Annotated in this window: 9 protein-coding genes; 4 read left to right on the forward strand and 5 right to left on the reverse strand. The window is 48.9% G+C overall.

The features are described from left to right. Positions 1-5: 5 nt before the first annotated feature. Positions 6-878, reverse strand: coding sequence for a LysR family transcriptional regulator (locus ETV65_RS13390; protein WP_129953302.1), 873 nt, complete (start codon positions 876-878; stop codon positions 6-8). Between the two features lie 102 nt (positions 879-980). On the opposite strand from ETV65_RS13390, the gene budA reads away from it, so the two are divergent. Together budA and alsS are read left to right on the forward strand one after the other, a co-directional pair. Beyond that, complete coding sequence (gene budA / locus ETV65_RS13395) at positions 981-1,763, forward strand: acetolactate decarboxylase (protein WP_129953303.1); 783 nt, start codon at positions 981-983, stop codon at positions 1,761-1,763. Between the two features lie 27 nt (positions 1,764-1,790). Continuing rightward, a complete protein-coding gene (gene alsS, locus ETV65_RS13400) occupies positions 1,791-3,467 on the forward strand; it encodes an acetolactate synthase AlsS (protein ID WP_129953304.1) in 1,677 nt (558 codons plus the stop codon). A gap of 55 nt (positions 3,468-3,522) precedes the next feature. Here alsS and ETV65_RS13405 read toward each other — a convergent pair whose 3' ends face one another. Both ETV65_RS13405 and ETV65_RS13410 read right to left on the reverse strand, forming a co-directional pair. Further along, positions 3,523-4,233 (reverse strand): hypothetical protein, encoded by a 711-nt coding sequence (locus ETV65_RS13405; RefSeq protein WP_129953305.1) that lies wholly within the window; start codon positions 4,231-4,233, stop codon positions 3,523-3,525. Between the two features lie 29 nt (positions 4,234-4,262). After that, on the reverse strand, positions 4,263-5,021 hold the full coding sequence (locus ETV65_RS13410; protein WP_129953306.1) for an HNH endonuclease: 759 nt from the start codon (positions 5,019-5,021) through the stop codon (positions 4,263-4,265). A gap of 468 nt (positions 5,022-5,489) precedes the next feature. Between ETV65_RS13410 and ETV65_RS13415 the strand changes: the two genes are divergently transcribed. Then, positions 5,490-5,711, forward strand: coding sequence for a hypothetical protein (locus tag ETV65_RS13415; protein WP_129953307.1), 222 nt, complete (start codon positions 5,490-5,492; stop codon positions 5,709-5,711). A gap of 66 nt (positions 5,712-5,777) precedes the next feature. On the opposite strand, the gene ETV65_RS13420 is transcribed toward ETV65_RS13415, so the two are convergent. Beyond that, a complete protein-coding gene (locus ETV65_RS13420) occupies positions 5,778-6,914 on the reverse strand; it encodes a porin (RefSeq protein ID WP_129953308.1) in 1,137 nt (378 codons plus the stop codon). A gap of 630 nt (positions 6,915-7,544) precedes the next feature. On the opposite strand from ETV65_RS13420, the gene ETV65_RS13425 reads away from it, so the two are divergent. Then, on the forward strand, positions 7,545-7,880 hold the full coding sequence (locus tag ETV65_RS13425) for a hypothetical protein (protein ID WP_129953309.1): 336 nt from the start codon (positions 7,545-7,547) through the stop codon (positions 7,878-7,880). Here the strand turns inward: ETV65_RS13425 and ETV65_RS13430 are convergent. Beyond that, positions 7,858-8,778: an alpha/beta hydrolase gene (locus ETV65_RS13430; RefSeq protein WP_129953310.1), complete on the reverse strand. Its 921-nt coding sequence runs from the start codon at positions 8,776-8,778 to the stop codon at positions 7,858-7,860. The two genes, ETV65_RS13425 and ETV65_RS13430, sit on opposite strands and share 23 nt — an antisense overlap. Positions 8,779-9,482: the final 704 nt, after the last annotated feature.

Consider the following 9,482-nt stretch of genomic DNA (forward strand, 5'->3'; position numbering starts at 1 on the left):
CCTTTTTACAATAACCCCACCATATGCAGCGCCGCCTTGCAGTTATCCGTTCTGCGCCAGGCGAGCGCGATTTGCGTCGTTAATGTCTGCCCTGCCAGGGGCAGACAGCGCACATTGGTTTCATCAATTTTACTCAGTGACGCCGGCACCAGCGCGTAACCAAAACCTGTCGCCACCATACTCAGCGCTGAGGTAATTTGCGGACATTGCTGCCCGTAGCGCGGCGAAAATCCCGCCTCTTTGCACGCCTGAGTCACGGCATCATAAAGCCCAGGCGATAAATCGCGGGGAAAGGTGATCAGCATATCGTGGCGCAGCGCCGCCAGCCGGACTTCTTTCCCCTGACTGAGCGGATGCTTCTTCGGTAGCGCCACCACCATTTCCTCGATATCCAGCACCTTAAAACTAAACTCCTTGCTGCGTTCACAAGGCAGACGAATAAACGCTGCATCCAGTGCGCCCTCGCCCATCGCGGTCATCAGCCCGGCCATATCTTTTTCCTGAGGCTCCAGCACCATGCCCGGATATTTGTCGCGAAAACGATGCAGTAGTTCAAATACCTGCGGGTTGAAAGCCGTTGAAGTGGCAAAGCCGATGCGCAGCGTACCATTCAAGCCGCGCGCCACTGCACGGGTACGTTCAAAGGCAGCATCGGTCAGCTTGATAATGGTTTGTGCATCGTCGTACAGCACTTTTCCGGCTTCGGTCAGTTCGACGCCACGGGTAAGACGTTTGAGTAAAGGGGTTCCGATTTCATGTTCGAGCCGCTGAATTTGCTGGCTCAGAGGAGGCTGGGATATTCCCAGGAGTTCGGCAGCACGGGTGAAGTGGCCCGTCTCTGCTACCGCGACAAAATAGCGCAGATGACGAAGTTCCATATCAAAAACGTCTCAAAGTAAACACCTCCTCATATTGGAACTCAGAACGGAATGGCGTCAACCTTTAGTTAGCAAAGTTAACTATTCGAACGGAGTTCCTGCATGAAAAGCCATTCTGAGTCCTGTTCCTGCGTCGCCGATATTGCCCGCACGGCGACGGCGTTTAAACAGCAGCATCCTGACCGCGTGCTCTATCAGTCATCACTGATGAGCGCCTTGCTGAGCGGCGTCTATGAAGGCGATACCACAATGGCAGAGCTGTTGAAACACGGCGATTTTGGCCTCGGTACCTTTAATCATCTCGACGGTGAACTGATTGCATTCAACAGCAATATCTTCCAGTTACGTGGCGACGGCAGCGCCCGGCGGGCAAAACCGGAACAAAAAACACCCTTCGCCGTCATGACATTCTTTAATCCTACGAATGAATACGTCATTGATCGCCCGCACAGCCGCGAACAAATTCACGCGGTTATCGACAACGCCGTTGCCAGTCAGAACACCTTTTGCGCATTGCGCATTGATGGCGAGTTCAGCCGCGTCGAGACCCGCACCGTGCCGGAACAACACCGCCCTTATAAACCGATGCTGGAAGCCATCGAAGCGCAGCCAACGTTTCATATCGAAAACAGCCAGGGTGTGCTGATTGGCTTTCTGACACCTGCGTATATGCAAGGCATTAACGTCGCGGGCTATCACGAACATTTCATCAATCAGACACGCAGCAGTGGCGGCCATGTACTGGATTATCAGGTGGAGTGCGGCGTGCTGACCTTCGGCACGGTTGAAAAGCTATTAATCGACTTCCCGCAGGACAGCGACTTCCTGCATGCCAACTTATGTCCTGACGATTTAAATGATGCGATTCAGTCCGTTGAAAGCTAACAGCCCGCAGACAGAAGGAACAAAACCATGAAAAATTCAGACAGCCAAAGCGAATGGAAATGCGGTGCAGATCTGGTCGTCGCACAGCTTGAAGCACAGGGCGTAAAACACATATTCGGTATTCCCGGCGCAAAAATCGACCGGGTATTCGATTCGCTGGTCGATTCCCCTATCAAAACGATTCCGGTACGCCACGAGGCCAATGCCGCCTTTATGGCCGGTGCCGTGGGCCGCCTGACCGGTAAAGCAGGCGTTGCACTGGTCACTTCCGGCCCCGGCTGCTCGAATCTGATCACCGGTGTGGCCACCGCAACCTCCGAAGGCGATCCGCTGGTGGCGCTTGGCGGTGCGGTGAAACGCGCCGATCATGTCAAGCAGGTGCACCAGACCATGGACACCGTCGCGATGTTCCGTCCGGTCACCAAGTATTCCGCCGAAGTCACCTCGTCTTCCGCCCTGGCCGAAGTGCTGGCAAACGGTTTTCGCGCCGCCGAGTTCGGGCGTCCGGGCGCAGCATTTATCAGTCTGCCAATGGATATCGTCAACGAACCGGCCAGCGGGAAACTCCTGACCTCGCAACCGCCGGTGCTCGGCAGCGCACCGCACGACGCAATATTACAGGTCGCGCAATTACTGAAACAGGCCAAAAATCCGGTGCTGCTGCTCGGCCTGATGGCAAGCCAGCCACGCAACGCTGAGGCGATCCGCCGTCTGCTGCATAAAAGCGATCTGCCGGTGACCAGCACCTATCAGGCGGCAGGCGTTATCGATCAGGCTTCGTTCCACCGCTTCGCCGGTCGCGTCGGCTTGTTCAACAATCAGGCCGGTGACCGCCTGCTGCGCAACGCGGATCTGGTCATCACCATCGGTTACAGTCCGGTCGAGTATGAACCGGCGCAATGGAGCAACGGCAACGCTGAACTGGTGCATATCGACGTGATACCCGCCGAAACCGACAGCGACTATCTGCCGGACGTCGAACTGGTGGGCGATATTGCCGACACGCTGGATCTGCTGACAGAACAGATTCAGCAACGCATCAACCTGAGCGCCTCTTCCGTCGCCATTCTCGAAGATCGCCGCCAGCAACGTGCACTGCTGGATCAAAAAGGCCGCAGCCTGAATCAGTTTGCGATCCATCCGCTGCGTCTGGTACGCGCGATGCAGGATATCGTCAACAGCGACGTCACGCTGTGTGTCGACATGGGCAGTTTCCATATCTGGATCGCCCGCTACCTTTACAGTTTCCGCGCGCGTCAGGTGCTGATTTCCAACGGCCAGCAAACCATGGGCGTCGCGCTGCCGTGGGCGATTGGCGCCGCGCTGGTCGATCCTGGTCGCAAAGTGGTGTCTGTTTCCGGCGACGGCGGCTTTATGCAGTCAAGCATGGAACTGGAAACCGCCGTCCGCCTCGGCGTCAATCTGCTGCACATCATCTGGGTTGATGAGGCCTATAACATGGTGGCAATCCAGGAACAGAAAAAATACCAGCGCACCTCCGGTATCCAGTTCGGCCCGATTGATTTCAAAGCCTACGCCGACGCCTTCGGCGCCAAAGGTTTTGCCGTCACCTCCGCCGAAACCCTGGAAAGCACCCTGCGCGCCGCCATGGACGTACAAGGCCCCGCCGTCGTCGCCGTCCCGGTGGATTACAGTGATAATGCGTTATTGATGGGACAACTGGAGATGGGAAGGATTTTTTGAGGGGGTGGATTGCTTGGGAATAATGTTACTGAGGCGCAAGGATGCGCCTCTATTTTTACAGCATTTTTAACGCTTTTTCCCGCGCCTCGACAGTTTGCAAGTGGACGATATGTGTTGAACCACAAACCAAACACTCTGTGCAATATTGAGGCTCAAGAAATTTGAAAATCTGCAAAAGCTTTCTAAATACACTGATGCGAGTCTTCGGTTGCCAACTAACTTTGACAAGTTTATTGCACTCCTCACAGATAGAAAGATGTACAAAATCATGCGGCACTTTACTGTTAAGCAAAACAATAAAATGGCGAAGCTGCTTTTCAATATAAACGGATTTATTGACTTTCGTCAGCTCAAGGTGGCTGTAGTACTCACCTTCATTTTCAAGCAAGTAAAGCTCATCTAAGAGGTCTGTCCAAATACTGAATATTCCGTAATCATAGTTAGTACAAGAATAAATTTCAGCTAGCGAATTAATCGTTTCCTCCTGACTTAAATGACCTTCCACAGCCTTATGACAAAGCTCAAGTGCATACTTTTTGATGGCATCAAAATATTCAGGCTCAGTTTCCCGTAAATCCTGTAAAGCACGCTCGAAGTATTTATCGACCTCATTACGTTCTGGGCTTTTGTCCAACCCTAAACTTGCAAGTATCAGGACATTGTCTGAAGAATTACCATTGATAAGTAACTGCTCAGCCCAATCAATACAGGCTTGGTCATACGGTTTGCTAAGGGCTTTTAAGCCCCAGACGTGATCAAGTGTCATGAAACATCCCTGCAAAAAAAATAAGGATTTTAAATTACAAAAATATTCTCCCGGTGATATCGCATTTGACTCATATCGGGTGGATAGCTGACCGGAAGACGCAGTTGTTTACCCTCGTACTTTGCAAAGTTTTCAATCGCAATATCACTGGTTAATTTCTTAATCTTCGGAGAAACGATCATTTCAAGATGCTCGTTAAAAGAGATTAGCCCACGGTCGAAGGCTTTATCGTGCAGACTCGAAAGGCATAGCCCGTTGCTTGGATTCAACCGGTGTTCAACAGAGTTTGCCCAAGGCCGTATATGGCTTGCAACTAATAGAGCCGGTTCTTCCAATTCGGTAAGGCAGCAGCGATATTCATAAGCTTCTAAAACATGTTTGCGGAACAGTTGCTGATCGACACGCGCTTTGACAATAGTCGTTCTTTCTCGACCACTAAAATCAACCGGCCCGCTGTCATGCAAAGTAGTTACCGGCTTTTCGAGCTTATTCATCGCACTGAGACAATCAAAATCAAATGTTTCAGTGGTCTGACTCATTTCCTTCCAGAGTTCTCGATCAGTATTTGACGCACCTTTCAGCCCTGTACGCCCAGATTCAACAATAAAGGGATCAAGGCTTGCTAGGTTCACCAGCTTCATCGCTAATGCCCCAGGTGTCCGGCCTATGAGATTGGCATAATGAATAATGTCGGGGTTTCTAGAGTGAAGCTTGCCAAAAGGGATCTGGCTATAAAGAGTAAACGCAACCAGTAATTGGTCGCGAGTCCAATGGTTTACGCCTGCCATAGGAACTCATCCTTTTGTTTTATCGAATGTTAGGGGTTCCCGTTACTATGCCAGTTACATCGGTAATTACAAATTTTATGGCTCATAAATTATCGTTCAATTTCTATGATTCCACACTTATCTCTTAGCTTTTCACCGCTTTTACACCACACTTCCAAGACATCTCCCAAAAATGAAAACTGCTTAAAAATACCCCTTACTGTACAAATTCCCACGAATTAGACTCTCTTCGCTGCGGCAAAATCCGTAGTCAGAATTAGCGTTCTGTCATTTTCTGGTACCGACAACCCTATGAAAAAATGGGGAATGTGGTACGGTCTGTCCTCACCCAAATTATGGTGGCTCAGACAGTGGCTTCTCACGAAGCACCGGATCCAGAAAACCGGTAACGCTAACGCTGTTTGAGCTACCACCACGAGGTTAGCGTCTCCAGTGGTAGTAAATTCACTATTTTCTGGAGCACTCAAAATGCCTAACCTTTACGACAATACCCCGCTGGAACTGGAAGAGATCGTCGATCACTGCCGTGCGTTGTCTTATGCCATTGTGTCGCTGGATAATCCGCAGGCGAAAGATCTGCTGAGCTATATTCTTTGTGAACGGCTGGAAGTGCTGTATCAGACGCTGGAAATGCCATTTAGCGAGGATGATATAGTGGTGACAGACATCGCGGAAGCACTGCCGCACTAAGCCGATCTGCAGACGTAAAAAAGCCAGCGCATATGCGCTGGCCTGATGATCCACAAGGCGTGCGGATTAGAAATCGTAGAAAACGGTCACCCAGGTCTGATCCGGTTCGTTGTCGGTAGAGTGCGCCAGTGTGCGTTCCACATAGACAGACAAGCCGTAACCGATAGTGGTACCCGCGCCCAGATAAACGTGGTTCGCGTGATATTCTTCGCCGCCTTTCAGTTGCAGAGAATCCGCTGCAACGTATGGCTGGATAGATTTCAGGAACGGTTTGTCGATATTAAAGGTATAACCGACAAAGCCTTCCACGCCGTAACCGCTGCCTGCAAAGTAATGATCAACAGGATTTTCACGGGTGCTTGGCACGAAATCTTTGTAATAGCTGCCGGTCCCGACGATATACCAGTTATTAGGCTGCCAGGTTAATGCCGTACCAGACAGCTGCTGATGATAATCTTTTTCGTTATATTGATTATCTTTGACCGTCGCATCAGTCAGGCTGTAAGCCGCACTCCAGACTAAATCTTTGGTGAGTTTGTAATCGAAACCTAAACCGCCACCATTATTACGGCGATAATGCTGATTCTCGCCCGCCTGAATTTCATCTTCCGGCAATAAGTAGTTGGCATATAACGTCACAGGACCAAAGTCGTTGGTATATTTCAGGCTGCTTTTTGGCTTATTCGCACCATCGTAGCTACCGTTAATCCCAATACCCGTGCCGCCTGCATGACCATCGTTATCCCAGACATCACTTTTAATCCCGACGACGGAATAATAAATGCCGTACTGGTGGCCGTAGGTTAATGTCCCGTAACGGTCATCTTTAAAACCCGCATATAACTGACGCTGAGTGTCACGGCGTGAGCCTTCGGCATAGTGATCATCCATACCCAGCAGGTGCGCCATGTCCACGCCCAGCTCATAGTAAGCAATGACAGAGGTATCCTGCGTCAGTTTATAATCGCCGCGGAAGCGGAAGCGGGTACCGCCATCGTGACCATTTTTATAATAACCCGGCTCCGGGCCGTTATTGAAAATCCACTCAGGACGAATACTCCCGCCAACCTGCAAACTCAGCGGTGCCAGCAAAGCATTACTTTGAGGATTTTTATCTAAAACAGTAATCTCGGCTTGCGCGCTGGCAGATAATGCCGACAGCACGACGCCGCCAATTAGCATTGACGTTTTTAATTTGCTCATTATTACCCTGTCTTTATTATTTATGTGATGTGTGTGCGGTCTTGCGCCGCGTATAAATAATTAACATAGGTATGACGGGGGTCAAAGTGAAAATTCAGAAAGTTCCCTATAAGATAAAAATATGTTTAGCACAGATACTAAGCAATAAAATGTTTAAATGTAAATAAAAGAAACAATATCTGTATTATGGGTTAAATAATTATCAATATGATTGAAAATGCATCACCTGTAAATTATCAAAACTTTTGAATGGAAATATTTAATAACAATTATACCGGCAAATTAGCATTAATGAGTAAATTACGCCAGTGTGATAATAACATTCCGTGACAACCACCCGTTTTCATTATCTTTAATTTGCGTTATTTTCAGTTCCATCAGGATAATATTCGGAAGAGGCTGTTATTAATTAACCAATTTCAATTTTTATCTCATAAAAATCACACTGGTGGTTAATATTCCTGATTCACTGAGAGGATTTTGCGAGGCATCTTCCAGATTTGACAACAAACCACTGTAAATATAACCAGTCTATTTCTTTGGTGCACCAACAGGCATACAGTTCTCTGGCAGCGGCAATCACCTCGCCAGTACCGGAGGCCTCGACTCACTGACAATGGAATGACTTGTATGACTGATTCTGATAACCACACCGCGTTTACGACTAACTCTATCTCCGTTTTTCGCTCGCTTATCGCCGGGCTGGATTTCAGTCACTTTGATGATGCACAGTTATATGATCTTAATGCGCTGGCGTCAGAATCTGCCAGCGGGTTATGTCAGGGGCTGTTGTGCTTAAGCGAAGGACTTGAGAACAGCGAGATATTGCTCCCGGAGGGGATTGCACAGGTCAGCGATTATCTGAAAGCTTCCGCTCACCTGATCCCTGTTCTTTTTGAATTATGCGAACAGGCCAGCAGTGAGCTCGCAAAAAACAAAAAGTTTACGGTGTATCCGATGAACTGACACGTACAGCAATATCCCGCATCACATTGCGCGCACTCTGGCTGATTCCGCCAAGCTGGAAGAAACCGTGTATGACTCCCAGATAGCGCTGGGCCGTGCAGTTCACGCCCTGCTCTGTCATGCGGGAGAACAGCGCCTCGCCTTCATCGCATAACGGATCGTATTCCGCCGTAATGATATGAACCGGCGGCAGCCCTGAAAAATCATCACGCCATAACGGACTGACTTCAGGGTGCATGAAATCAATTTGCGGGAAATAAGCTTCGAATCCACTGAGCAACGTATCGCTGGTCAGCACAAAATCATCGCCATTGCGCCTATGGCTTTCAGAGGACGCTGTTGCATCCAGCATTGGGTAAATCAGCACCAGCAGGTGCGGCAGCCAGTGTCCGGTATTTCGCAGGCGCAGAGCCGTGATAAGGGCAAGATGTCCGCCTGCGCTGTCCCCCATCAGTGTTATCCGGCCGCGCTCTATGCCAAGCCTTTCAGCATGCTGCCAGATGAGGTTTGACGCCTGTTCTGCATCGTCATGTGCGGCGGGATAGGTGTGTTCAGGTGCTAAACGATATTGCACCGCAATCACCCGGCAACCGCTGTAAAAGGCAAGCTGACGTAGCTGATTATCATGAGTCGCAAAACCGCCACTGACAAAACAGCCGCCGTGATAATAGATAACGGCAGGTAATGCGCCATGCGCTTCCAGCGGAGAGTAGACGCGTAATAACATACCGTCGATGACCACATCATCAACATTTACACGTTGCTCAAGATCGCCCGCTAACACCGTGCTGGCAATATAGCCGGCACGGCGCTCAGCGAACGTCTGACTGCGGGAAGAGGGACGGCCTGCAGTAATGAAGTCGTTAACAAGTTCAGCAATTGCGGGTTCCAGTGCCATGAGGATTTTTTCCTTATTTGCGTATTTAGGTGTCGCCAGGATGATGACAGGCTACGATAATTAACTACATCAAGTCGATCGGTATTAACGATTTGTTCTTAGTTACTGATCTATGCAATCGATTATCTTTCCTCATTACACTCTGGTTATCCTTGCCTTTCTATAAGGCAGGATTGAAAAGCACATTTACATCTCATATTGCGTTGTACTGTTTATTTGAAACAGTTAATGACTTTAGTGATATTAAGAGAGCGGGGGAATTGGATTTAGTGACATTAATGCCTTCTCATTAATCATTATTCAGAATCTCATCACCTGGCGCTTTCGCAAAAACGTCCGTAAGTTTTCGGAAAACATCCTGATTAACTGGCAACTTTCTTTATTTAATAACTGAGATGTATTTTTCCGTGACATAGTTTGTTTTAGTGATCTACTGATTTATGCTAACTTTCATTTCCGGAGCGGAACTCGCCGACATACTGTTGGACTGCTATTTTTCCAGCGAAAGTCAGTACATTAATATATTCACACCATCAATATATTATTAATTAGCCCAGTCAGTACATATCGGTTTTGGGGTATTCACGCCCATGAGCGTTAAAAGGACTTAAACGATGAGCATTCAGGAATACATTCTTGCTGGCAGTAAATTACCGGTCCACAACCATTACCAGTTAAGACTTAAACGGCTGGAATCCCGGCAG

This window comes from Rahnella sp. RFA10(1/100), from assembly GCF_004195115.1.
In the GTDB taxonomy this organism is placed as follows: Bacteria; Pseudomonadota; Gammaproteobacteria; order Enterobacterales; family Enterobacteriaceae; genus Rahnella; species Rahnella perminowiae.